Source organism: Cyclobacterium lianum, from assembly GCF_900143075.1.
Lineage (GTDB): Bacteria > Bacteroidota > Bacteroidia > Cytophagales > Cyclobacteriaceae > Cyclobacterium > Cyclobacterium lianum.
Genome location: NZ_FRCY01000007.1, coordinates 53,460 through 75,942 on the forward strand (window position 1 = coordinate 53,460; position 22,483 = coordinate 75,942).

Here is a 22,483-nt window from a genome sequence, read left to right on the forward strand (position 1 = left end):
ATGCCTAGTGAAAGAATTGAATGAAAAGCTTAAATAAGGAAGGATTGAACGAGCACAGGTATGTCACGCACAATCAGAGGGGGGGAATAATCGTTATACGAATAATAATCAACTGCAGGAGCGCTGAAAAGAAAGGATACCACAGCGTAGAAAACTGCGATCATTTGAAAATCAGGAACCGCAACTTTGGACACTTGCGTAAGATCTTCATGACCCTCAATTACTAAAGTCTGGTCTTCACAGCAACCCTTTTTAGTGACCTGCTGACGTTCGCAATCTGGATCATGCTTATCCGTGGCACAAGGTGATTTCTGTGTGACCATTTCGCAGGGCTCAGCTCCTGAAAAGAATGCAATGTTCTCCAACTGCCCCATGCAAAAGTGCATCCCAAGGGTGAAGCTCGTGGAACTGAGCAGCACCAAGGCTGAAAGCATTATGGCCGATATTTTTCTAAAACGTTGCAATGGTCAAAATTACAAATTATATTTGAAAAGGATAGAAATTTTTACTCAAATATTTGTATTGGCTGAAGGTTTTTTACATGAAGTTGTTCCTTGAGGGGTTAGACCACAAAGATTTCATTGTTCCGTTTTCGGATTTCCTTATAGGAACAATTTTTTTAAAAGGATTAAAATATCCTCCTTTTTCCGAATCATTGTCAAATATCTTTTTTGTTATCATCTTTTCAATTTCAACGATTATGAAAAACAAAAGACCTGCCGCCAGTATCCAGGTTAATTCTCTTGTATGCAATGGCGTGGTATCGAATAAAATGTTCATAAATGGAGTGTAAGTAAAGAATAGCTGAATCAGCACCACAGAGCTAATTGCATAAAATACTTTAGGGTTACTGAAGAAACCTTTACCCAGCACTGGTTCTCTCAAATAGCGACAGTTAAGGAGATAAAATACTTCTCCTGCTACAAGGGTGTTTACTGCAGCTGACCTTGCGTGGCCATAATCGGCACCAAACTGAATCAAAAAATGGTGAACCATTAGAGTGATCGATCCCAATAAAACTGAAACAAACCCTATACGCCAGATAAGAAATCCGTCCAAAATCGGTTCATTGGGTTTACGGGGAGGACGGGTTGTCACATTGGGCTCCCCGGGTTCAAATGCCAGTGCAAACCCAAGTGTAACGGCAGTAACTAAATTAATCCATAAAATTTGGAGTGGGGTAATGGGCATATGTCCTCCTATAAGGACAGATGCCATCATAACAAAACCCTCTGCACCGTTAGTTGGCAGGACAAACAAGATGGATTTTTTAAGATTGTCGTAGATGGAACGTCCTTCAAATACTGCTTTGGCTATAGTTGCAAAATTATCATCCGCTAAGATCATTTCTGCGGAATCCTTGGTTACATCTGTTCCTTTGATCCCCATAGCAATTCCAACATCGGCTCTTTTAAGTGCGGGGGCATCATTGACACCATCACCCGTCATAGCTACTATTTGTCCGTTACTTTGGAGTGCCTTTACAAGTCTGAGCTTGTGTTCAGGCGTTGTGCGGGCAAATACCTGGTATTTTTTTGCCACAGCCTCTAATTCTATATCGCTTAGTTTTTCAAGTTCCGGTCCACTTATTACATTATCTTCTTTAACAATGTTCAGGCTTTCCCCAATAGCTTTGGCGGTAAGGGTGTGGTCTCCGGTTATCATTTTGACTTCTACCCCTGCCTGATGACATTGTTCAATTGCCTTGATGGCTTCCTGTCGAGGAGGGTCAATCATAGCCACTATCCCCAAAAAATCCATATTAAAAACATCGCTCAATAGAATATTCTTATAATCTAAAGGTACTTTTTTACTTGCTGTTGCTATGATTCTTTTTCCTTCCGAAGCCAAGGATGAAAGTTGCTCCTTCCACCATTCAGGAGAGTTGGTATCGCTTTGACCGATACTGCCGTGGAATACAGACATTTCCAGAACCTTTTCAGGGGCACCCTTTAAATAAATGGTATTGAAATGCTCACCCGGAATTAAAACCGCCATAAACTTTTGGGACGAGTCAAACGGTATTATATCCAACCGTTTGTTGTTTTTAAATCCATAGTAGCCACCCTTGAGAGCAAGTGACAAAAGGGCTGATTCAGTTGGATCTCCGATTATTGACCACTCATCCCCGGATTTGTTGGCTTCCGAATTACTACAAAGGGCAACACCCTGAAGGAGTTCATCGAATCCATCAGATTCACCCATTGCTACTTTTTTCCCATTGTCGAAAATCTCTCCTACAGGGGAATATCCCACTCCCGTGACCGTGTATTGTTTATTGGCCAATAAAACATCGGTAACTGTCATTTCATTCTTGGTAAGGGTACCTGTTTTATCAGAGCATATCACCGTAACTTCTCCAAGCGTCTCCACTGAAGGAAGTTTTCGGATGATGGCATTTTGCTTGGCCATTTTTAGTACGCCTTTTGCCAGGGTTATCGTCATTAGTACAGGCAATCCTTCCGGTATGAGTGAAACAGCTATACCAACCACTATCAGAAACAGTTCATTCAGTGCATAACCCTGAATAAAATAGCCCAACATAAAAAATATTGCGGAAAGGAAAATAATTGCGATAGCGAGCATTTTACCGAAGCGGTCAAATTTTCTCATTAAAGGGGTGCTAAGGGTTTGCACATCCTCCATCATTTTGCTGATCTGCCCGATTTGAGTATGAACCCCAGTGCAGACCACAATACCTGTACCTATTCCGTTTGTAACCAGCGTTCCCGAATAGGCCATACATTTCCTGTCAGCAGGAAGCGATTCTTCGGGAAATACCTCTGTGGTTTTATTCACAGGTAGAGACTCACCGGTTAAGACAGCTTCTTCAATCTTCATGTTGGTTGCTTCTGTAAGCCTTATGTCTGCCGGAATTTTGTCACCCGCTTTAAGCAGCACAATGTCGCCCGGCACAAGGCTTTCTGCAAGTATAGATTTCGTTTGACTAGAACGGATTACTTTTGCGTGTCCCGGCAACATATTACTTATTCCCCGAATAGCACGTTCGGCTTTGTTTTCCTGAATATATCCGATCACAGCATTGATTAGCTCAACGCCAAAAATGACTCCTGTGACTAGCCAGTTGCCCATTAAGGCTGTAATGACAGCAGCAATCAGCAATATGTAAATCAGCAAATTATCAAAGTGCTTCAGGAATTTCATTACCGGATTGACACCAGATTTTTCAGGTAGTTTATTCCATCCGTATTTCAAGCTTCTTTCTTCTGCGGACTTATCTGTCAGTCCTTCTGGAGAGGTATCCAATCTCCTGTAAATTTCATCCACAGGCAAGCTGTGCCAGTGTACCTGACCTGTAGAATTTGAAGATTTTTTGTTTTTTGTGTCTTTCGTTTTCATTTTGAACCATTGTTATTTGAAAACATCTTTCATTAAATCTGAAATATCAATCGCATTACTTTCGTGAGGAACGGTATTACAGGTTATCACCTTAGCTACCCCTGCATTCAGTAAGTCCTGATAAGCATTTCCTGCAAACACTGCATGGACACCAATGCATACAGGGGGTTTCATTCCTGCCCTTTTCAAGTGTCCGACAGTTTCTATCATTGTCCGAGCGGTCGAAATAATGTCATCCACAAGAACCGGTGTATAATGATTATATTTTTCAACCTGAGGTACAGAAACTTCCACATCTTTATCTCCACGCCTTATTTTTTCCAATACAATAAAGGGGGCGTTGGCATTAATGGCCACTTCGGAAACCCATTGTTCACTTTCACTGTCAGGTCCTATCAAAATTGGTCTTGAGATGTTGTTTTTTATCCAGTCAGATATAAGATTAGCAGCCCTGACCACTAAAGCTGGGACTGAATAAATTTCCGATAAGGAACCAAACCTGTGCAGATGAGGATCAACGGTGGTTATGGTCTCAGCAAAAACAGAGACCAAGGATGCAAAATATCTTGAAGTAATACCTTCGCCGGGATGGAACTGCTTGTCTTGTCGCATATAAGCCAGATAAGGCGCAATCAGGCAGGTGCATTTTGCTCCTAATTCCATCGCGGTTCGCGACAAAAAGTATAACGGCAACAGTTTGGCATCCGGGCGGTCTAATGAACACAGCATTACGACTTTTTTGTCTTTTACATCCGAGTGGATACGTACATAGGTTTCACCATCAGGAAAATTCCTTATGGTAAATTTGCCCGTTTGCACTTGGTATTGATTTGCAAGCGCAGTAGCTAAAGCTTCATTATCTGGCAATGCAAATAGAATGATATTCTTATTGTTCATTTGATTACAATTATTTGGGTTTGACTTCTATAATATTCAAGGGCATAATCCAATTCGCCCTTTGCTTCTGCGTAAATGGCAAGGAGTACATCTCCTTTTTTTACTTGTTTATTCAAAGGGGCATTAAACAATACCCCTGCTTTGGGGGATTTTGGTGCTCCGGCAAGCTTGGCGAGTTTGGCAATCTTCCTGGTATCTATTCTTTCAACAATTCCATCAACCTCGGACAACACCTCCATACAAAAATCCGCATAGGATGGCTCTGTGAAACGCCCCTGTGCTTCGCATATTGACATTAATTTTTTGTGGGCTAAACCTGAAGTAAGTATTTCGGCAGCCATTTTTACACCTTTTCCTCTCTCTGATTTTCCCGAAAGTTCCAATAATTCACCGGCAATTAGTATTGCTCTTTGCTTCAGGTCTTCGGGAGCGTCATGCTCATTTCTCAGCACGCTCAAAACGTCCATTGCTTCCAGGGCAGGACCAATCCCTCTTCCAATTGGCTGGCTGCCATCGGTAATAATCACTTTCACAACTAAACCAATATTTTTCCCAACTATTTCGAATAGTTCTTTTAGTTCTTTCGCTTTACTTTCTGACCTGATTTTAGCAGTTTCTCCGACAGGTATATCAATTATCACGTGCGTTGCACCTGCCGCTGCTTTTTTGGAAAGCACGGAAGCGATCATCTGACCTTCGCTGTCTATATCAAGCGCTTTTTCAACGGAGATAAGAATGTCATCGGCCGGGCTTAAACTCACCGATCCTCCCCAGACCAAACAACCGTTTTCCATAGTGACAACCTCTTTCATTTGACTCATTGTCAGTTCCACATTGGTCATCACTTCCATTGTATCGGCTGTTCCTGCGGGGGATGTGATTGCACGGGAGGATGTTTTGGGAATAGTTAAACCTGCAGAAGCGGCTATGCTGATGACAATAGGAGTTGTTCTGTTCCCCGGTAAGCCTCCTATACAGTGTTTATCATATACAAGGTTTCCATCCCATGTTAATTTTTCACCGGAGCGTACCATAGCACGGGTTAGGCCAATTATTTCACTGGTGGAAAGGTGATTGCCGGAAGTGGCGGTAATGAATGCGGCAAGTTCAATGTTGGAGTAGTGGCCTTTTGAAATGTCTCCGACAATTTGTTCCAGTTCAGTTTCCGTCAACTCCTTTCCATACATCTTTGCCCTGACCAATCCAACCGATGGAATGGGTTGTAGGTGGGAGACTGTAATCTTGTTGTCCTTTTTTGCCTCCAGCCTTTTGATGGCCACCGTGGAAAGACCTGCCTCTCCGTGTCGCAACAGTTCTGATTGTACAACATTCAGCGTAGCTACAATGCTTCTATCCATGCAATGGACCACCACGCGAGTAAGCGCAGTAAATCCTTCGGAGCGGCACACATGGCAATCAGAACGCATATAAATTATGTTCTCGCGGTAGGTATCTATCCCGAGATTTTTTATCGTAAGAGTTTTATTGTTGTGCATATCCCAATCTGTTTTATATGTACAAAGTTTCGTTCAATCGGGGAATATATGATGACCATCCCAAAGTTTCCTGCATCTTCTTTTCTAATCCTTTTGCACCATCTGCTTCGCTGTGAACGATGAATATGTTATCGGGCATGGATTTTAATTTACTCATCCAGTCAATCAATCCGTTTTGGTCTGCATGACCTGATAAGCCCTCAATGTTTTCGATCGTTGCTTTTACCTGATAATATTTGCCGTAGAGTTTGACTTCCTTTGCTCCTTCCAATAATGCACGCCCTCTTGTGCCTTCCGCCTGAAATCCAACCAACAGTATAGTTGCATTTTCATCGCCAAGATATTTTGTAAAATAAGTAAGCACCCTGCCACCTGCTGCCATTCCGCTTCCCGCAATAATTATTTTCGGTGAACTATCGGCAGCAAGCGCATGGGTTTCATCCATTGTTTTAATTCTTCTAATCTCGCTGCACATTTCGGAACACTCCTCAATTGAAAGTTTATGCCATGAAGTGTTTTTATGAAACACTTCCAGCACATTTCTTCCCATCGGACTGTCCATGTAAATGGGAATGTTCGCCATCTTTCCAGACTTTCTTAACTGCCAAAAAAGATACATAAGCAATTGGGTGCGCTCTACAGAAAAACTTGGGATAATAATGGTTCCGTTTCTGGCGGTGCATCGGTTGATTAATTCCTGTAAAGCATCAATAGCCGGACGATTTGGGTGAAGACGATTGCCGTAAGTTGCTTCAATGAAGAGCATATCTGCATGTTCCGGTTTTTCGGGTGGAAATAACAAGGGGTCAGTTTCTCTACCTATATCACCTGAAAAAACCAATAACTTATCGCCTATCTGAAGCTCTATAAAAGTTGCGCCAATAATATGACCGTTATACCGAAAACGATAACGTATGTTTTCATTGATGTGAAACCATTCATTTAATGGCTTTGATTTCATTAAAGGCAATGTTGCCTCTACATCATCAAGACCATATAAAGGCAGGGCAGGTTTATGTCTTGAATATTTATGCTTGTTAGCCCTTATTGCATCTTCTTCCTGAATTTTAGCACTATCCTTTAAAATAATTTCGGCAACCTGCAATGTGGGCGATGTGCCAATGATATGTCCGGCAAAACCTTCTTTAACCAAGCGTGGAAGGTAGCCTGTATGGTCAAGGTGAGCGTGGGTAAGTAAAACAAAGTCTATTTTCAAAGGGGGAAAACTTAAAGGTTTCCAATTTAAAAGCCGTAGCTCTTTTAGACCCTGAAATAAGCCGCAGTCAATCAGAATATTTTTCCCGAATGCGGTAATAAGATACTTTGAGCCGGTTACTGTTCCGGCTGCTCCGAGAAACTGGATTTGTATTTTACCGTTCTTCATTATTTAGTTTTTTGATGGTTTGAAAATGTTTCACACAAAGCCGAACATTCATCCATTACCTTTTCCAATCTCGGTGAACCGATGCCGATACTCTGCAATACAGTGTGATTGTGGTGCATGGTTTTACACAGCACTATTTTTCTATCTAATAATTGTTGCTTCTCTTTTTGTGTAAGGGTGGTAAGGCAGGTTACCGGATGTAAGCCCGAACCATCAATCCAATCTTTCAACCCATTATTTTTCGGGTAATCCCAACCCACCAAATTCATATTCATGCACCTTCCGTATTGTGCTGCATCTTCTGAAAAGCGGGTGTTTGTTACCACCCAACCCTGATGAAATTTTTCGGCATGACCATCCAACTGTTTCCATGACGTTTCTACATCTAAAAATCTTGACTGTATGTAAAGCGGAATTTTTACATCGGACGAGTAACCCTGACGGTTATGGAATTTGCACTCAATCATAAAATGATGCTTGTCTTTTTCAGCAATTACATCCACTTCGTGATTTACGCAATGCCCTTTTACAATCACTCCTACTTGTGTTTTGTAACCTTTATGTTTCAATAGTTCCGCCACGAATTGTTCAAAAGGGAAACCGGAGGGGCCTAATTCCATAATAGCGTGTTTGAGTTTATATCGTGCCGCCATCGGACGGGAAACATTTCGTAGTAGGCGAAATGCCGTTTTGTAAATCTTGCGTGTAGACATTCCCTCTACCAGCATTTCCATTACTTCACTAACTACTTCGTCAGCTTGTTCACTGTTTGCACCAGAACGCATAAGTGATTGTTTTAACTTTCCTTTATTGAAAGGCTCCTGTAATCCCGTTGATTTAGTAATGATCATGGTAATTGATTTTTTCTGTCAATTGATGCATCGTGTGTTTTTCCAAATTTCTCTTTAAACCATCGTTTCAGAGAAATGCCATCCTTCCGGTTAAGCATCCTTAGTGCTTTTTTGAATTCTTTCTTTAGAAGTTGGCTGTCAAAGCTTACTTTCCTGAGTATCTCCTTACTGTACTGTAACCAATTCATTATTGACCTGGTTAAAAATCTATGGAGCCGGACTACATGTCCGACTCCATGATCATTGGACAATCAAAAGCTGATAACAGCTTCCACCATCACTCCGCTAAATTCAGCTCCGGCAAATCTGCCAGTCCATGCCTCGCCATTATAGCTTTGCTTCACATATTCCAATTTGGTCAGGACATTTTTGGAAATAAACCAACCGCCACCAAGATTGAGTCTGCTGATATCCAGGTTTTCAGTGGCACTTTCTCTCATCTTGCCATTTACTGTATTGTACCTTCCACCTATGTAGAACTTTTCATTTGTACCAAACCGATAAAGAAGTTCAGCGGCAAGCTGTGTGAAGCCCCCTTCAGTATCTGATTGGGGCTGGGTAAATTCATTGTTGCCATTGGCCAACTCATATATCCCGAAGAATTCCAGTCCCTTGAATTTGATGAATGGATTGATCTGTAAGGCGGTAAGTTTTGTGAATCTGGCATTGAACCTTCCATCTCTTGGACCTCCTTCAGCAACTCCATTGGCATCAGGTAATGTGTACAATACATTATAATACCTGGTCCCTGCCCTGTCACCACCATATAACCAGGTTCCAGTTGATGTACCATTATTGATATACCAGGAACCTGTTAACCGCACTCTGAAGTCTTCATTAAGTTGCTTGTCAAATCCAAGTTTGCCATAAAATGATGGCTTGTTGTCGGTATTATCGGTAACCGTTACATTTTGATTGAGCTTACCGTTTGTGAGCCCAACCACAGCCAAAAGACCATTTTTTTGAACAGTAATTTCACCAAATGCTTCAGTTGAAAAAGCATCCATAATGTAGTTGCCAACAAAGGGATTGAAGATCGCCCGGGCATTGTCAGAACGTCTGAAATGGGCATCACCATAATTGAACTCATCCAACCCAATCGTTATACTGGTATATTTCATTACCCCTTCTAGGAATTCAGGCTTGATAAAATCCAGTTTATCAATTTGCATATAACCACCTTTGATCCAGGATTCATTATGAGCTCTGGAAGAAAGATAGGTCCTAAGATGCATGCGAACTCCGTCCAATACCTGGACGTCCAGGTTGAGGTTGGCAGACGGCAAATTGAAGTCTGATCCCAGTTTGGTCAGGTTACCTGCCGTATTGCTTTGCCTAATACCTTGAAACTGCATGGCGAAATCGCCACCAACCCTCACTTTTAATCCATCAAAGATAACTGTATCCTCTTTTGAGGGCTCGAATACATTCAGGCCGTTTTTATCGTTTGGCCTGAAATACTGCAAGGCCGGTTGCTGGGCATACACTACGCCAGATGCCAATATTAGAATGGCAACAAGCAAGGATTGAATTATTTTATTTCTCGTTTTCATTTTGTTTGAATTTTTAATTGTTTGATTGTTTAAAAAAGGTTTCGAAAGAAATCTTCAGGTCATTTCCTGTCTTTATGGTACCAAATACTGCTGTTGGCGGATCCATATTGAACTGACTGAAAGTCACGGGCAGGCTTCCTTTGAAGCGAATGTTTTTTCCAGAAACCCGATAGTCTACCTTGAACTCAACTGGCCTGGTAGTACCGGCAATGGTGAGCCTGCCACCGGCAAAGATGGTGAGGTCATCCACCTGTGCCCTGGTCAGTTCAAAGTGGATGTTGGGATGTTGCTTCGCTCTCAGCGCCTTATAGGCATTTTCGTCCATCCCACTTTTGCCGCTTTTCAACGTATTTACCGGTATGGTTACCGACAAGGACACTATTTCCTTGATCCGCTCACCGCTCAGGGTAATACTTGCCGAACCCTCCGGTTTTTCAGAAACCATCTCCCAATCGTGTAGGGTGGAGGTTCCTGTTACCTTTAAAGATTGACTGCCCATCAGCTCATAGTGCTGTTGTGCAGTTGCCGGTAGGGAAAGCGCTACGACTGCCAAAAGCAGGAAATATGTTTCTATTTTTATGAATCGTTTCATTGTTAGGTGGGTTAATGACCAATATCCAGTACCATACGGCCTTCTATCTGTCCCTTTTTCATTTGATCAAAGATTAGGTTGATATCTTCCAGCGGAGCGGATTTTACCGTGGTGGTTACCTTTCCTTCCATTGCAAAGTCGATAGCTTCCTGCAGGTCTTTCCTGGTGCCAACAATGGAGCCCCGTACCGTATAGCGATTCAATACGGTTTCAAAAATGGGCAGATCAAAGCTACCGGGAGGAAGTCCATTCATTACCAGCGTTCCTTTTCTGCGTAGCAGGTCCAGCGCCTGCCGGAAAGCCACTGGTGACACAGCCGTGACCAACACGCCATGAACACCACCCGTTTCTTTCCGGGCATTCATCACTTCATCGGGATTTTTACCGTTGACCACTCTATCAGCTCCAAGCTTTTTGGCCAGGTTCAATTTGTCATCTGACACATCCACTGCAAGCACATGCAAACCCATGGCTTTTGCGTATTGCACTGCCACATGACCCAGGCCACCTATGCCTGAAATGGCCACCCACTGTCCTGGTCGCACTTCGGTTTCTTTTAGGCCTTTATACACCGTTACACCCGCACATAAAATAGGGGCCATTTGCACAAAGTCTATGGCTCCGCTGAACCGCCCTACATAATTGGGATCTGCCAATACGTATTCCGCATAGCCGCCATCTACGCTGTAGCCTCCGTTTACCTGCGACTCACACAGTGTTTCCCAACCTGTAATGCAATGCTCGCAATGACCGCAGGCACTGTAGAGCCAGGGAACACCCACTATATCACCTTCTTTGGTGTTTTTTACATTGGAGCCCACAGCCGCCACATAGCCAATGCCTTCATGGCCAGGAATGAGCGGCAACCTGGGCTTGACAGGCCAGTCGCCATCAGCTGCATGCAAATCCGTATGGCATACTCCTGATGCCATTACCTGCACCAGGATTTGGTTTTCATTTGGGGCCTTTACAGGTATCTCTTCAATTTTAAGCGGTTGGCCAAACTCTGTGACCACAGCCGCTTTCATGGTTTTTGGTAACATGGTTATTTATTTAAATGAATACTTTCTAACATTGACACATCAGTCAAATTGACATTTAGTCTGTTCCTTTCGCATCCTGCGTTTGGTTGTAGACCGCCAACCGAACGAATCCAAATAGCGCCAAACGCCTGCAAATTTATTGGCTCAACAAGCCTGATCTTTTACGTAATTTTCTTGGTGTTCCATTTTGAAGTTTAAAATTTAAAATCATCTACATTATTGATTATCAACTATTTAATTGTGATAAATTCAAGCTATCTCACATTTTGAATAGCGTTCGTTCAGGAAATTATAGTCTGTATATCCGTTTTTTACAGAATTATTGACTAGCATAGCCGATCAATAAACTTTCTCCTGTTGAGAAAGAGCTTTTGAAATTCTTTAGGGGTCATTCCTGTATATTGCTTAAACTGGCTGGTCATATACTGAACCGTGCTGTAACCCGCCTGAAAGGCGATGGCGCTCAAGGTTTGTTCATTGTAGATCAGCAGTTCTTTCACCCGCTCAATCCGTTGCAGGATGAGGTAGCGTTCAATGGTAATGTTTTCAAAAGACGAAAACAGGGTGCTTAAATAGCCGTAATCGTGTTCAAGATGTCGGCACAGATAGCTTGAAATTTTTTCTTCCTGCACTTGGTACCCGGAGCGTGCGTAATCGATTACAAGGCTTTTGATGTGCTCAATGAGCCGGAGCTTCTTTTCTTCGATAAGTTCAAGTCCTGATTGCTTTAGGAATTCCTGAATCAGGCTGATCCGTTCATCATTAAGCTCCCCAATAATCACTGCCTCACCCAAATGGATGCAGGCTATTTGGAAACCGAGGTTTTCGAGCCCCTGGCGCACCACCATGATACACCGCTCGCACACCATGTTTTTGATGTAGATATGTGAAGTTTTCATTTCTTCTTTTGTTTAGATTTTACATTTGATAAAGTATTGTACACTACAGGAAGCTGTGTGTGTGACAATACAATTGAACGTCAAATGTAGAATTACAGAAGAAATGACTGGAACAGGATAGAGCGATACCGCCCTGACCAGCCGGGGGGAGCCTTTTTAGGAGTTGTGTAGTTTCTTGACTCGAAAAATTGTGTAGAAGGCAAATGGAACGATGGCTGAGCCATTGCCGCATGTGAAAAATCAATGACCAGAATGTCTGAATGAGGTGTCCTGAAATCATCGAGAGAGAAGATGGTTTCCTGATCCTCACAGCCATCACAAGGGTTGCTGTGGTCGTCACACCATGGTTCGTAATGTTTTAGAAAAAGCTCGAAGCTGATCAGTTCGCCCCCACAAAAGTGCTGAAACACTGCCATCCCTTTGCCAGGGAGAAGCATTGCAATTATTAGGACGATATATAAGTTGCGCTTCATGACCCTTTTGATGTAAAATGCCATCCATTGAAGCGGGTATCTATTTGTTATCCCCTTCAATATGACTCAAAAGTACGCAACGGTTATTGAGTGCGCTATGACATTGCACATGTCAAAACATGATGTATGTCACATAAAGCATTGTCTACCCTAGCAACATGCTTGATCAGAATCCAATTGTACTGGTGGACAAGGTGCTGAACCATAGCTGCAATACACGCAGCAATCCCCTTCCTTTGGTTTTAGCACCTGGTGGCAGTTTTCACATTCATAGAAATACTGACAGGCGTCAGTCGGCATAGTTTCTTCTTTCTGATGTCCGCAGTTGGGGCAAGTGATGGTAGATTCTAAGATGATTTCCATTTATTTCTCTGTTTTATTGGTCACTGAATATCCGGTTGAGTTGATGGCTTGTTCAATTTCAAGGACGTCCGTTTTGGATTTATCAAATTCTACGATGGCATTGCCCTGGTCGTAGGAGGCGGTTACATTCAGGATGCCGCTGAGCTTATTTACTTCATGCACTACATGCGCTGCGCACCCCTGACAAGTCATGCCTTTGATTTGAAAATTTACGGTCTGAATGTCTGACTTATCAACGATGATCACTTGCTTTTCAGATTTAGGGTAGAAAATGTGAGCATAAAGCGGGAACGCCAACATCAGGGCAGCAAAGACCGTGATTATTGAAAGGAACTTTCTTGTTTGCCAAAAGGAGGGCTGAAGGTCCTCCTCACAGGCACATTCTTTTTCCTTTTTGGCCTTTGGTTTGAGTTTCTGATACCAGGCAAAGCCTAATACAACCACTGTGATGCCGACAAAAAAAGGCCTTGCCGGATCGATCCATGAGAAAGTGGACGCAATCCCGCTTGCACCGGCCACTAATGCAAGCACCGGGCTGATGCAGCAAAGGGAGCTTACTAAAGCGGCTAAAAGGCCGCTGGTTAAAAGGGAATTTTTCATATACTTAATTTTCAAAAAAAGAAGGGCTCTGCGCCCTCCCAGTTACTTTTTCTTACAGCAGGCGGGTACTTCCGCCACTTTCATGTCATAAGGACATTCAGGAGTGCCTGCCAAAGGGCAGGTAACTTTTGGACAATCTGGAGTACCTTCCAAAGGACAAGCTTTTGGAGATGAGTTGATCCCGTAGGCAAGGCCACCAATTGCGAGAATACTCGCTGTTGCGAAAATCATGAGTTTACTTTTCATATCAATCTATTTTAATGAAACATCTCTCCAAAGGTCAGTCACGGGGGGAGGGGGTATCCAAACGTTCGGATAAAAATTTCTTCAATTCTTCTTCCACCATGCGGGCTTCTCGTAGTTTTTTAGGCACTTCTTCGAGTTTAAGCTCTGGAAATAGTTTTCTCAGCTTTTCTATTGTTTCTTCATTGCCACAGTCGCCAGGGCAGCTCTGGTAAGCTGACGAGATCCTTTCTGCTAGTGCTTTCCTGTAGGCATCATCCAATAACTCGTAAGTAGTCTTAGTAAGCATGGACTGCACAGCTTTTAGCTGCAAAAGGATATTTTCAACCTGGTCCACATCATCTATTTTGCTAAGGATGTATCCCAGCTGACCTGTTGCTGTTTTTAGTGAAACCTTTATGCTTTGAGTGAGATCATGGGGTATCATAAGGTAGGAATTGAATTTGGGAGCTTAAACAAATCGAGCACTGATGAAATGATTCGCTGACTTTGCTCTTCTACTGAATAGAAGATGGTTTGACCGGATTTTTTGGTCGTCACGATTCCCGCATCCTTCAGTTTTTTTAGATGTTGGGAGACGGCCGGCACGGTCATGCCCAGGATGTCTGACAAGTCACATGGGCAAAGTTCATTTTCCTGTTTCAAGAGGTACAGGATTTTGAGGCGAACCGCATTACCTGCCAGATTCAGTACATCGGCCAGTTCTAAAAAGCTTTCTTCTTTGTTTTTCAAGTCTTCTCTGCAGCGACTGATCTGGATGCTATCTGCAAAGACACGGATACATGTATTCATAGTATTTAAGCAATTGCTTAAACAAAGGTAGGGAATGATAGTTATTTAAGCAAGTACTTAAATACAAAGGGCTATTTCGCCCTTCTCATCAATTTTGGTGCTGCTAGTTTCTCTCTTAGATTCTGCATATCCTCACTCACTTTTTTCTCTACCACTTTGGCGTAAACCTGCGTGGTTGTAATTTTGGAGTGACCCAACATCTTGCTAACCGTTTCCAGTGGCACACCATTACAAAGCGTAACTGTAGTAGCAAAAGTATGCCTGGCTAGGTGAAATGTGAGGTTCTTTTCAATTCCGCACAGATCAGCAATTTCTTTCAGGTAAGAGTTCAGCTTTTGGTTAGAAATCATTGGGAATATTGCCCCCCTCTGCACAGCTCTTGGATGGGTTTTGTATTTCTCGATGATTTCCCAAGCTTTGGGAAGGATAGGAACCCTTACCGGCTGGTCGGTCTTCTGGCGGCAGGTAGATAACCAGTATTCCCCATCAATGCCAATGGTAATATTGGATGGGGTAAGGTTCATGGCATCGATGTAGGCCAGTCCGGTATAGCAACTGAACACAAACAAATCTCTTACCCACTGCAGGCGGACAATTTTGAAGTCCTTGTTCTCTACGGCCTCCAGCTCTTCATCATTGAGGAAATCCCGATCCACCCGATGGAATTTGAGCTGGTACTTGTCAAATGGATCCCTGCTTACCCATTCCATTTTCACGGCCATTGTCACCATCTTCCGGAACCTCTCCAGATGCTTCATCACTCCATTGTTGCCAAGCGGCTTCTGGTGGTCTTTGGGTTTATAGTTTCGGAGGTAGAATTCAAAATCGGTGATGAATTTATAAGACAGTTCCGACAGGAACATGTCGGTAGTACCAAAGCGCTCTTTCAAAAATCGATGGATATACTTCTGAGTGGTGAAGTAGTTTTTCATCGTGCCCCACGCCAGTGTATCCCGCATTGTCTGGTTGTGATAATCCACCAGCTTGCATAAGGTGAAGTCCTTTTGGTCTGTACCCAGGAACATACTCTTGATGGCATCAGCAGTGATCAGTCTTTTTTGGACCTGCATCTCCTGGTAGCACTCCATAATCCTTGCCCGGACTTCATCCAGGTAGTGATTGAGCGATTTGATTTCTTCCCGGCTGCCCTTGGCCATGCCTTTGCTGCCATTCCAGTCGCTTGGTTTGATCCAGCGCTTCAATGATATTTCAACTCTGCGGCCATCAACGGTGACCCTGGCATAGATTGGGAGTAGGCCATCTTTGGCCTTGTTCGTTCTTGTGATGAACTGAACTCCGAAGGTGTTTGTAGTTCTCATGACAATTCAGCTTTTGAGTGTTTGTGTTAAAATGATTCCTCTCGTGGTGAACTGCTTCCACAAGGTCACTCAAACAGACCTAAAGCAGTTCAAAATACTCAATGCAACTATCTGTTTTACAGCTATTTGCATCAATCTGGTGAACTAAAATAAACTATTCATTTGGTTCACCGGATAGGTCTCATTTTTGCTGAAATTGTCTAAATCGAACTGATACGTAAAAAATAAAAAAGCCCGCAAATCGTAAGATTTGCAGGCTTTTGGGTTCTGATGAACCTTTGTTGTCGGGGTGGCAGGTACCGAACCTGGCATCCTTCCAATAGAGCAGGATCAATATCTGCGAGAGTAAAACAGCCGCTACGCCTATATACAGGGAATGTCTCCAGCCCCAATAATAAAACAGGCCAAAAAGTAGAAACAGCAGGGAAGCAGTCAACCAGAGCAAGCCCATTCCCCTGCTGACTTCAGCGGTAAATTCCTTTAGCTGCATCCAGTCAAAGGCCCTGATCATACCCAAAGAATGAATCAACCCGTGTACAAGCACGAGCAAAAGAAAGGTCAGCTTCATGTCTTGAATGTAAAGCTTTCCGCTAAAAAACTCAAAACCAGCAACATGATTTAAATCATCAAAATGACAGTATTCCCGCCCTCTGAATACACCTTTTCAAGAGAGGTGTTCACCCAGACAATAGCCGCCGGAAATGGCTACCGTTTTGAATATTGAATTTACTCGTTAACTTGAAGAAAAAAGGCTTGAACCATGCAAAAAAAAGAAGCTTCTCCTTTGGTACCCGGTAAGCTGAAAGGCTTTGATGCGACGCCCAGGGGCATTTCCGGTCAAACTGAGAATGCCGCTTTTCAAATTCAGATACTTAGCCAGAATACCTTTCGCATTCAGGTCAGCAAAGAACAATCTTTTCAAGCCAACCCGTATACGGTACAGGCAATGGGAGAAGATATTCCCTATACCTTAGAGGATGGGGATAAATTTCTGTTATTGAAAACGGGTAAGATTCATTTGTTTGTACGGAAAGAAAATTTTTCACTGACATTTAAAACGCCCTCAGGCCAGGTGATCAGCGAGGATGATCCCAATTATGGTATAAACTGGCTCGGAACTGAAGTCAGCAATTACCGGTTGTTGCAGGAATGGGAGAAATTCATCGGTCTGGGCGAAAAAACAGGCGGTTTAAACCGTTTTGGACAAAGCTATGTGCATTGGAACACCGACCACTTTGCCTATGGCCCGGGAGATGATCCCCTTTACTTATCTGTACCCTTTTTTATCGGCCTCCACCATGGGCTCCGCTATGGCATATTTCTGGACAGCACGTACAAATCAACATTTAACTTCGGAGCTGGAAACAAAAGGTATGCGTACTTCTCGGCCGCAGATGGCGATCTGGACTATTACTTCTTTCATGACGAACATATTGCTGATATCATTACTGCCTATACTGCGCTCACGGGGCGACCTGAGCTCCCCCCCAAATGGGCTCTCGGATATCAGCAGTGTCGTTATTCCTATTATCCGGACAAGGAGGTATTAAGGCTGGGCAAAACATTCCGGGATAAAGATATTCCTGCAGATGTGATTTATCTGGACATCCATCACATGGAGAATTATAAGGTTTTCACTTTTGACGGCAAGAATTTTCCCGATCCTGCCTCTCTGATAGGGCAGCTAAAGAAAATGGGCTTCAGAGTGGTGGTAATCCTCGATCCCGGCATCAAAGTAGATGAAAACTATCAGCCCTATGTAGAGGGACGTGCAAAGGAGCTATTCCTTAAATATCCAGACGGAGAAATTTACCAGGGGCAGGTCTGGCCGGGCTGGTGTGCTTTCCCGGACTTTACACACCCAAAAACCAGGCAATGGTGGGCAGAGAAGATGAAATTTTATACAGATCTTGGCGTAGATGGGTTCTGGACGGACATGAACGAACCAGCTACCTGGGGTCAGACCATCCCTCACCTGATCCAGTTTGATTTTGAGGGATCCGGCGGTAACCATAAAAAATGCAGAAATGTATACGGGTTGCAGATGGCAAGAAGCACCATGGAGGGACAAAAAAAATTAAATGCAGATATCCGTCCATTTGTGCTTACCCGCTCCGGATTTGCCGGAATACAGCGCTATGCGGCTGTATGGACAGGTGATAATGTATCTGACGATGAGCACATGCTTGCAGGTGTACGGCTGGTCAATAGTTTGGGAATCAGCGGTATACCTTTCTCAGGATATGACATTGGCGGATTTGTCGGAAACTGTACACCCCCACTTTTTGCCAGGTGGATAAGTATCGCCACATTCTGTCCGCTATTCCGTGCGCATACCATGATCAACAGCCATGCCTCTGAGCCATGGGCCTTCGGGGAAGAAGTAGAAGCCATTGCACGAAATTATATCCGTCTGCGGTACAAGTTGATGCCATTGATTTATTCAGCTTTCCAGCGGGCAACCCAAAGCGGTTTACCGCTGGCCCGAAGTCTGGCATTGAGCTACCCGGAAGACAACAAAGTGTATCATGGATCTTTTGACTCCCAATACTTGTTTTGTGACTCCCTGTTGATAGCTCCGGTGGAAAGTCATAAATCCATTACTAAAGTCTATCTTCCTGAGGGAGAATGGTACTATTTCTTCTCCGATAAAAAAACCCGGGGTGGACAGGAGGTCTTCTGGGATTGCCCACTGGATTACTTGCCGGTTTTCGTGGCCGCCGGATCCATTTTACTGATGCAATCTGCTGCAGCATCTACTGCCGCTGAGCCGGACAACAGACTAAAAATACATGTATACAAAGGCAAAGGCCTGCAGGTACAAACACTATACGAGGATGATGGCAACAGCTATCAATACCTCTCCGGATCATTTTCCAACAGAACCATTCAGATGGATCATGACCATAAGATCCTCACGATTGCTGCGCCAACCGGAGCCTTCCGGAGTTCATACAATAAAGCCAAAATTTATTTCCATGGATTTTCTGAGCAATATGCCATCGTGGGTGGTCAACGCATTAAAATGGATACAAACAACATAGCCTTTCTGGATGAGATATCAGAATTTGACCCATTGCCTGCAGGAGAGCATCGCTTTCAGATCTGCAAATCTGTTTCGGCGCTGACCGTGGATCTGGATGCGCGCGAACAGCTAATCCAGCTAGGGTAAGCACTACCGGGTTTCAATTGCCCTGATAATACTTTAAAGCATCTTCCATTTGATCGTTAAGCTGATCTATTCTTCTTTCAGGACCAGGGTGGGTTGAAAGGAATTCAGGAGGCCTTGCTCCTTCCGATTGGGCATTCATCCTTTGCCAGAAAGCAGGTGCCTCTCTGGAGTCATATCCCGCCATGGCCATAAAAATCAAACCCAATTGGTCTGCTTCCAATTCCTGATCTCTGGAAAACTTTAACATCCCTACCTGACCACCAAATCCAATCGCCTGCAAAAAGATGGTTTGGGTAAGTGTGGGATTTTCGCCCATGGCAGCCTGTATACCTCCCAGGAGGCCGTTAGCCACCATACCCTGCGACATCCTTTCTCTTGCATGATTGGCAATCGCGTGGGCTACTTCGTGCCCCATTACCACGGCGATTCCGGTTTCATCCTGGCAGATCGGTAAAATCCCTGTGTAAAAAGCTACCTTTCCCCCGGGCATACACCAGGCATTTACCTGGTCACTTTCCAGCAAATTGAATTCCCAGGCAAAACCATCGGTTATTTCAGGGTGTCCATTGTCATTAAGGTATTTTTCGACTGCATCCGCAATCTTCCTGCCCACAGTGACTACCTGTTGCCCCTTTGTGGAGTTGGTCAAAACCTTGCTCTCATTTAAAACCTGATCGTACTGGTCATAGGCCAACGGAAGTACCTCTGCATTACTTACAATGCTCAACTGCTTCCTGCCGCTCAATGGTACTGTGGCGCAGCTATAGATGATCAACCCCAGAAAAAGAAAAACAATTGCTTTTTTATACATGACTTTTTATTTCTAACCTAGCTTGAAATGTCAAAAAGAATGCCAGTTTCGGTGCATTTCTTCAAAATAATAAATGTTTGTATATCGGGTACCAACCAAAAAAATCCACAAATATAAAACATCTCCCCCGGCAATCAGTTTATAAAAACAAGAAAATCCAATTTTAAACAATATCCTAAAAAGCTTATGAAAAAGTACTATCATTTGATGTTTTTAATGCTTGGGATTGCAGGAAGTGTGCTGATGCAATCCTGCGTAGATGAAGAAAGTCCGGCAGATGCGCTGGAACTTTTGGGTAACAGCAGAACCTATCCCCTGAACGCTGTCGATGGTTCGGGAATTAGCGGGAATGTTGTTTTTGAAGAAGGCGAAGGAGGGTACACCAAGGTAACCATCAATCTGAGCGGTACTCCTGATGGTGGAGCTCACCCCGCCCATATTCATTTTAACTCTGCAGATGAAGGCGGTGATATAGCGATTTCTCTGGAACCCGTCAATGGAGCTTCCGGCACGAGTGTGACTTTGGTAAATCAGCAGGATGATGGAACTTATATCAGTTATGAATCTCTGATCGCCTTTGAAGGATATGTAAATGTTCACCTGGCATATGGTCAACTGGAAACGGTAGTCGCTCAGGGAGATATCGGAGGAAATGCATTGGACGGGACCAGCAAAAGCTACAACCTGCTCACCAAGGATGTAGATGGCATCGGCGGGACCATTTTGTTTGAGAAAAGTGTAGGTGGTTTTACGGTTGCCACGATTACGCTTACCGGCACTCCGGACGGAGGCTCTCACCCGGCGCACATTCATGCCAACTCGGCTGCTGAGGGTGGTGGGATATTGGTTTCCTTCAACCCCGTAGATGGGACCACCGGTACAAGCCGGACTATCATCAGAACCAATGATGCCGGACAGGCCATTACCTTCGAGGAAATCATCAGCATGGACGGTTATGTCAATGTACACTTGAGCGCAAATGATTTGGGAACCATAGTGGCCCAGGGAGATATTGGTAGCAATGAACTTACAGAAAACTTCAAGGAGTACCCTCTGAACGAGCTGGCCGTACCGGGGATTAGTGGTTCCATTATTTTTAAGGAAAGGAGAAATGGTTTTACGCTGGCCAGCATTCGATTGGACAACACTCCGGAAGGCGGCATGCACCCAGCCCACATTCATGCCAATTCAGCCGCAGAAGGGGGTGGAATTATCGTTTCCTTCAATCCCGTGGACGGAACCACCGGAAGCAGCGAGACCACTATCAGAGCACTTGACAACGGACAGCCGCTTACCTACAACCAAATTCTTGATCTGGATGGATATGTAAATGTTCACCTTTCCATGAATCAATTGTCCACCATAGTCGCACAGGGCGATATTGGCGCGAATGAGTTGACCGGAACGAGTCAGAGCTACATGCTGAATGAAATGGCAGTTCCCGGAATTAATGGCATGATCACCTTCGAAGAAAGGAAAAATGGGTTTTCGCTGGCCACGATCATGTTAAACAATACTCCTGATGGAGGCGTACACCCTGCTCACATACATGCAAATTCGGCCGCAGAAGGGGGTGGTATTATCGTATCTTTCAATCCTGTGGATGGAACTACAGGAATGAGCAAAACCACAATCAGGGCCTTAGACAGCGGTGAACCGCTTACCTATGAGGCAATACTTGATCTGGACGGGTATGTAAATGTCCACCTTTCCATGAATCAGTTGTCGACCATCGTGGCGCAAGGAGATATTGGCGGAAATGAGTTGACAGGAATGTCAAAAATGTACCCTCTAAATGAGCTGGCAGTTCCCGGAATCGAGGGCTCCATAACCTTCGAAGAGCGAAAAAACGGGTTCTCGCTCGCTACCATTATGCTTAACAATACTCCTGATGGAGGTATTCACCCTGCACACATCCATGCCAACTCGGCTGCAGAAGGCGGTGGGATCATTGTCTCCTTTAACCCGGTAGATGGAACAAGTGGAATGAGCATGACTACCATCAGGGCATTGGACAATGGGGAAGCGCTGACTTATGAGGAGATCCTCAGCATTGACGGCTACGTCAATGTACACCTGTCTATGGATAACCTGGGTACCATAGTAGCTCAGGGAGACATAGGGGGAAATGAGCTGACAGGCAATACGAGCAGTTATGAACTCTCCGAGCTTGCTGTTCCCGGCATAAGCGGCACCATTACCTTCAGCGAGAGAAACAACGGTTTTACCCTGGCAACCATAAGCCTGATGAATACGCCAGATGGAGGAATACACCCCGCACATATCCACGCCAATTCAGCAGCAGAGGGCGGCGGAATCATCGTTTCCTTCAATCCTGTAAATGGCACTACCGGTATGAGTGCTACCACCATCAGGGCCCTGGATGACGGAACGGCCCTTAGTTATGAAGATATATTGAATCTTGACGGGTATGTCAATGTACATCTGTCCATTGATCAGCTCGGCGTAATCGTGAGTCAGGGTAATATTGGCAGCAATGTCGAGATAAATGTTTAAATCCGGGCGGAAACGGCGATGTAGCATTCGCTACACTGAATCCGGATAAGTTTTGCGTATTATGGGTTTATTTTAGATTAAACCGCAACCATTTGGGTTGCGGTTTTTTTTACATATC

Annotated in this window: 22 protein-coding genes; 2 read left to right on the forward strand and 20 right to left on the reverse strand. The window is 44.0% G+C overall.

The window, feature by feature from the left end; translation table 11 throughout:
• Positions 1-29: 29 nt before the first annotated feature.
• From BUB19_RS12830 to BUB19_RS12915, 19 genes are all read right to left on the reverse strand, one after another.
• On the reverse strand, positions 30-464 hold the full coding sequence (locus BUB19_RS12830) for an HYC_CC_PP family protein (protein WP_449390449.1): 435 nt from the start codon (positions 462-464) through the stop codon (positions 30-32).
• Between the two features lie 73 nt (positions 465-537).
• Positions 538-3,360 carry a cation-transporting P-type ATPase gene (locus BUB19_RS12835; RefSeq protein WP_073094967.1) on the reverse strand — a complete coding sequence of 941 codons (2,823 nt, stop codon included), beginning with the start codon at positions 3,358-3,360 and terminating at the stop codon, positions 538-540.
• Between the two features lie 12 nt (positions 3,361-3,372).
• Complete coding sequence (locus tag BUB19_RS12840) at positions 3,373-4,257, reverse strand: ribose-phosphate pyrophosphokinase (RefSeq protein WP_073094968.1); 885 nt, start codon at positions 4,255-4,257, stop codon at positions 3,373-3,375.
• On the reverse strand, positions 4,254-5,753 hold the full coding sequence (locus BUB19_RS12845) for a thymidine phosphorylase family protein (protein ID WP_073094969.1): 1,500 nt from the start codon (positions 5,751-5,753) through the stop codon (positions 4,254-4,256). The genes BUB19_RS12840 and BUB19_RS12845 overlap by 4 nt, the downstream gene beginning before the upstream one ends.
• A 13-nt stretch (positions 5,754-5,766) precedes the next feature.
• On the reverse strand, positions 5,767-7,137 hold the full coding sequence (locus tag BUB19_RS12850; protein ID WP_073094970.1) for an MBL fold metallo-hydrolase RNA specificity domain-containing protein: 1,371 nt from the start codon (positions 7,135-7,137) through the stop codon (positions 5,767-5,769).
• Positions 7,137-7,988 carry a restriction endonuclease gene (locus tag BUB19_RS12855; RefSeq protein ID WP_073094971.1) on the reverse strand — a complete coding sequence of 284 codons (852 nt, stop codon included), beginning with the start codon at positions 7,986-7,988 and terminating at the stop codon, positions 7,137-7,139. The genes BUB19_RS12850 and BUB19_RS12855 overlap by 1 nt, the downstream gene beginning before the upstream one ends.
• Positions 7,985-8,176 carry a hypothetical protein gene (locus BUB19_RS12860; protein ID WP_084097266.1) on the reverse strand — a complete coding sequence of 64 codons (192 nt, stop codon included), beginning with the start codon at positions 8,174-8,176 and terminating at the stop codon, positions 7,985-7,987. Before BUB19_RS12860 ends, BUB19_RS12855 begins: the two co-directional genes overlap by 4 nt.
• A gap of 63 nt (positions 8,177-8,239) precedes the next feature.
• A complete protein-coding gene (locus tag BUB19_RS12865; protein WP_073094972.1) occupies positions 8,240-9,541 on the reverse strand; it encodes a hypothetical protein in 1,302 nt (433 codons plus the stop codon).
• Between the two features lie 13 nt (positions 9,542-9,554).
• Positions 9,555-10,133: a YceI family protein gene (locus BUB19_RS12870; RefSeq protein ID WP_073094973.1), complete on the reverse strand. Its 579-nt coding sequence runs from the start codon at positions 10,131-10,133 to the stop codon at positions 9,555-9,557.
• Positions 10,134-10,144: 11 nt separating this feature from the next.
• Positions 10,145-11,176: an alcohol dehydrogenase AdhP gene (adhP, locus tag BUB19_RS12875; RefSeq protein WP_015266994.1), complete on the reverse strand. Its 1,032-nt coding sequence runs from the start codon at positions 11,174-11,176 to the stop codon at positions 10,145-10,147.
• A 326-nt stretch (positions 11,177-11,502) separates the two neighbouring features.
• Positions 11,503-12,075, reverse strand: a complete 573-nt coding sequence (locus BUB19_RS12880) for a helix-turn-helix transcriptional regulator (protein WP_073094974.1) — start codon at positions 12,073-12,075, stop codon at positions 11,503-11,505.
• A gap of 92 nt (positions 12,076-12,167) precedes the next feature.
• A complete protein-coding gene (locus BUB19_RS12885) occupies positions 12,168-12,548 on the reverse strand; it encodes an HYC_CC_PP family protein (RefSeq protein WP_143156027.1) in 381 nt (126 codons plus the stop codon).
• A gap of 150 nt (positions 12,549-12,698) precedes the next feature.
• Positions 12,699-12,911, reverse strand: a complete 213-nt coding sequence (locus tag BUB19_RS24530) for a GDCCVxC domain-containing (seleno)protein (RefSeq protein WP_073094976.1) — start codon at positions 12,909-12,911, stop codon at positions 12,699-12,701.
• Entirely contained in the window at positions 12,912-13,511 is a 600-nt protein-coding gene (merTP, locus tag BUB19_RS12895; RefSeq protein WP_073094977.1) for a mercuric transport protein MerTP, read from the reverse strand.
• Positions 13,512-13,553: 42 nt separating this feature from the next.
• Positions 13,554-13,757, reverse strand: coding sequence for a hypothetical protein (locus BUB19_RS23985; protein ID WP_143156028.1), 204 nt, complete (start codon positions 13,755-13,757; stop codon positions 13,554-13,556).
• A 34-nt stretch (positions 13,758-13,791) separates the two neighbouring features.
• A complete protein-coding gene (locus BUB19_RS12900; RefSeq protein WP_073094978.1) occupies positions 13,792-14,181 on the reverse strand; it encodes a metal-sensing transcriptional repressor in 390 nt (129 codons plus the stop codon).
• Entirely contained in the window at positions 14,178-14,546 is a 369-nt protein-coding gene (locus BUB19_RS12905; protein ID WP_073094979.1) for an ArsR/SmtB family transcription factor, read from the reverse strand. The genes BUB19_RS12900 and BUB19_RS12905 overlap by 4 nt, the downstream gene beginning before the upstream one ends.
• Positions 14,547-14,617: 71 nt before the next feature.
• Positions 14,618-15,865 carry a site-specific integrase gene (locus BUB19_RS12910; RefSeq protein WP_073094980.1) on the reverse strand — a complete coding sequence of 416 codons (1,248 nt, stop codon included), beginning with the start codon at positions 15,863-15,865 and terminating at the stop codon, positions 14,618-14,620.
• Between the two features lie 181 nt (positions 15,866-16,046).
• The gene (locus BUB19_RS12915; RefSeq protein WP_073094981.1) at positions 16,047-16,433 is read right to left on the reverse strand and encodes a hypothetical protein; all 387 of its coding nucleotides are present in this window, start codon (positions 16,431-16,433) and stop codon (positions 16,047-16,049) included.
• 192 nt (positions 16,434-16,625) lie between these two features.
• Between BUB19_RS12915 and BUB19_RS12920 the strand changes: the two genes are divergently transcribed.
• Positions 16,626-19,037 (forward strand): glycoside hydrolase family 31 protein, encoded by a 2,412-nt coding sequence (locus BUB19_RS12920; protein WP_073094982.1) that lies wholly within the window; start codon positions 16,626-16,628, stop codon positions 19,035-19,037.
• A 13-nt stretch (positions 19,038-19,050) separates the two neighbouring features.
• Here the strand turns inward: BUB19_RS12920 and BUB19_RS12925 are convergent, their stop codons facing one another.
• A complete protein-coding gene (locus BUB19_RS12925) occupies positions 19,051-19,848 on the reverse strand; it encodes a M48 family metallopeptidase (protein ID WP_073094983.1) in 798 nt (265 codons plus the stop codon).
• Positions 19,849-20,034: 186 nt separating this feature from the next.
• Here BUB19_RS12925 and BUB19_RS24200 point away from each other — a divergent pair, with 186 nt between their 5' ends.
• Complete coding sequence (locus BUB19_RS24200) at positions 20,035-22,365, forward strand: CHRD domain-containing protein (protein WP_073094984.1); 2,331 nt, start codon at positions 20,035-20,037, stop codon at positions 22,363-22,365.
• Positions 22,366-22,483: the final 118 nt, after the last annotated feature.

Coding starts and splice junctions, on each gene's coding strand:
- BUB19_RS24530 (WP_073094976.1), bottom strand. CDS start 12,911: ATGGAAATCATCTTAGAATCTACCATCACTTGCCCCAACTGCGGACAT.
- BUB19_RS12860 (WP_084097266.1), bottom strand. CDS start 8,176: ATGAATTGGTTACAGTACAGTAAGGAGATACTCAGGAAAGTAAGCTTT.
- BUB19_RS12855 (WP_073094971.1), bottom strand. CDS start 7,988: ATGATCATTACTAAATCAACGGGATTACAGGAGCCTTTCAATAAAGGA.
- BUB19_RS12880 (WP_073094974.1), bottom strand. CDS start 12,075: ATGAAAACTTCACATATCTACATCAAAAACATGGTGTGCGAGCGGTGT.
- adhP (WP_015266994.1), bottom strand. CDS start 11,176: ATGTTACCAAAAACCATGAAAGCGGCTGTGGTCACAGAGTTTGGCCAA.
- merTP (WP_073094977.1), bottom strand. CDS start 13,511: ATGAAAAATTCCCTTTTAACCAGCGGCCTTTTAGCCGCTTTAGTAAGC.
- BUB19_RS12910 (WP_073094980.1), bottom strand. CDS start 15,865: ATGAGAACTACAAACACCTTCGGAGTTCAGTTCATCACAAGAACGAAC.
- BUB19_RS12850 (WP_073094970.1), bottom strand. CDS start 7,137: ATGAAGAACGGTAAAATACAAATCCAGTTTCTCGGAGCAGCCGGAACA.
- BUB19_RS12915 (WP_073094981.1), bottom strand. CDS start 16,433: ATGAAGCTGACCTTTCTTTTGCTCGTGCTTGTACACGGGTTGATTCAT.
- BUB19_RS12920 (WP_073094982.1), top strand. CDS start 16,626: ATGCAAAAAAAAGAAGCTTCTCCTTTGGTACCCGGTAAGCTGAAAGGC.
- BUB19_RS12865 (WP_073094972.1), bottom strand. CDS start 9,541: ATGAAAACGAGAAATAAAATAATTCAATCCTTGCTTGTTGCCATTCTA.
- BUB19_RS24200 (WP_073094984.1), top strand. CDS start 20,035: ATGAAAAAGTACTATCATTTGATGTTTTTAATGCTTGGGATTGCAGGA.
- BUB19_RS12870 (WP_073094973.1), bottom strand. CDS start 10,133: ATGAAACGATTCATAAAAATAGAAACATATTTCCTGCTTTTGGCAGTC.
- BUB19_RS12885 (WP_143156027.1), bottom strand. CDS start 12,548: ATGAAGCGCAACTTATATATCGTCCTAATAATTGCAATGCTTCTCCCT.
- BUB19_RS12840 (WP_073094968.1), bottom strand. CDS start 4,257: ATGAACAATAAGAATATCATTCTATTTGCATTGCCAGATAATGAAGCT.
- BUB19_RS23985 (WP_143156028.1), bottom strand. CDS start 13,757: ATGAAAAGTAAACTCATGATTTTCGCAACAGCGAGTATTCTCGCAATT.
- BUB19_RS12925 (WP_073094983.1), bottom strand. CDS start 19,848: ATGTATAAAAAAGCAATTGTTTTTCTTTTTCTGGGGTTGATCATCTAT.
- BUB19_RS12845 (WP_073094969.1), bottom strand. CDS start 5,753: ATGCACAACAATAAAACTCTTACGATAAAAAATCTCGGGATAGATACC.
- BUB19_RS12905 (WP_073094979.1), bottom strand. CDS start 14,546: ATGAATACATGTATCCGTGTCTTTGCAGATAGCATCCAGATCAGTCGC.
- BUB19_RS12835 (WP_073094967.1), bottom strand. CDS start 3,360: ATGAAAACGAAAGACACAAAAAACAAAAAATCTTCAAATTCTACAGGT.
- BUB19_RS12900 (WP_073094978.1), bottom strand. CDS start 14,181: ATGATACCCCATGATCTCACTCAAAGCATAAAGGTTTCACTAAAAACA.